This is a genomic window from Methylobacterium indicum, assembly GCF_001043895.1.
GTDB lineage: Bacteria > Pseudomonadota > Alphaproteobacteria > Rhizobiales > Beijerinckiaceae > Methylobacterium > Methylobacterium indicum.
The window spans coordinates 1-1250 of sequence record NZ_JTHF01000202.1; the positions used below are offsets into that span (position 1 = coordinate 1).

General features: G+C 65.8%; 1 protein-coding gene. It reads right to left on the reverse strand.

Features of this window, described 5'->3' with window-relative positions; all coding sequences use genetic code 11:
* Positions 1-135: 135 nt before the first annotated feature.
* Positions 136-1206, reverse strand: coding sequence for an IS630 family transposase (locus tag QR78_RS22605; protein WP_048429836.1), 1071 nt, complete (start codon positions 1204-1206; stop codon positions 136-138).
* Positions 1207-1250: the final 44 nt, after the last annotated feature.

The following is a 1250-nucleotide window of genomic DNA, read 5'->3' on the forward strand; positions in this document are numbered from 1 at the left end:
TACATCGACAGGCCGAATCCCTTCGTCTGTACCAAGCCGGCCGCTGCCATCCTCAATGCCGTCAATGGCAACGCTGAACCATCCGAATGAGTCAGTGCACTATCTGCACCTCGGCGGTGCAGCTAGTGCACTGACTCATTCGGATGGTGCAGCGTTGCCATTGACGGCATTGAGGATGGCAGCGGCCGGCTTGGTCCAGACGAAGGGCTTCGGCCTGTCGTTGTACTCGGCAATGTAGCGGTTGATCGCAGCCTGAAGGTCGACGATCCCGCTGAAGCTGCCTCGCTTCAGCCTGCGCCGGGTCAGGGCCGAGAAGAAGCCCTCGACCGCGTTCATCCACGAAGCCGAAGTCGGGGTGAAGTGGAAGATCCAGCGTGGATGCCGGGCCAGCCAGGCCCGGACCTTCGGGTGCTTGTGAGTGGCATAGTTGTCCAGGATCACGTGGATCAATTTGCCGGCCGGCACCGCCGCCTCGATGGTGTTGAGGAAGCGTAGGAATTCGTCGTGGCGGTGACGCTGCATGCAGCGGCCGATCACGGTGCCCTCCAGCACGTTGAGCGCGGCGAACAGCGTCGTGGTGCCGTGACGGACGTAGTCGTGGGTCTGGGTCTCGGGACGACCTGGCGTGACGGGTCGGCTTGGGCGGGTGCGCTCCAGGGCCTGGATCTGGCTCTTCTCGTCGAGCGAGAGCACGACAGCGTGGCGCGGCGGATCCATGTAGAGGCCGACGATGTCCTCGACCTTCTCGGCGAAGGCCGGATCGTTCGAGCGTTTGAAGCTGCGCACCCGATGCGGCTGGAGGCGATGGGCATCCCAGATGCGCTGCACGGACCGCAGGGAGATCCCGACGGCCTGCGCCAGGGCGCGGCCGGTCCAGTGGGTGACCTCACCGGGCGGCTCGGAGCAGGTCAGCGCCAGCACCTCGGCAACGGTGTCGGTGGAGTGAGGCGGCTTGCCAGGCGGACGGGTCTTGTCGCGCAAGAGGCCCTCGACGCCTTCTTCGGCGTAGCGCTGTTGCCAGCGCCACACCGCGGGCCGGCTGACGCCGGCCTGCTGGGCGACATCGAGAACGGAGAGGCGTTCGGCCGAGAGCAGAACGATGCGGGCGCGCTGGATGTGCTTGAGGGGCCGCGCCCGATCGGCGACGATGGCGGACAGGCGTGCCAGGTCGGCGGCACTCGGGATCACGCAGACAGTCTGAGCCATACCTCAGACTCGCATGCCTCACGCGCCTTGTGAATCCTCTGAAT

Bases quoted from the DNA above. Each gene is read 5' to 3' on its own strand.
- QR78_RS22605 (WP_048429836.1), bottom strand. From the start codon at position 1,206: ATGGCTCAGACTGTCTGCGTGATCCCGAGTGCCGCCGACCTGGCACGC.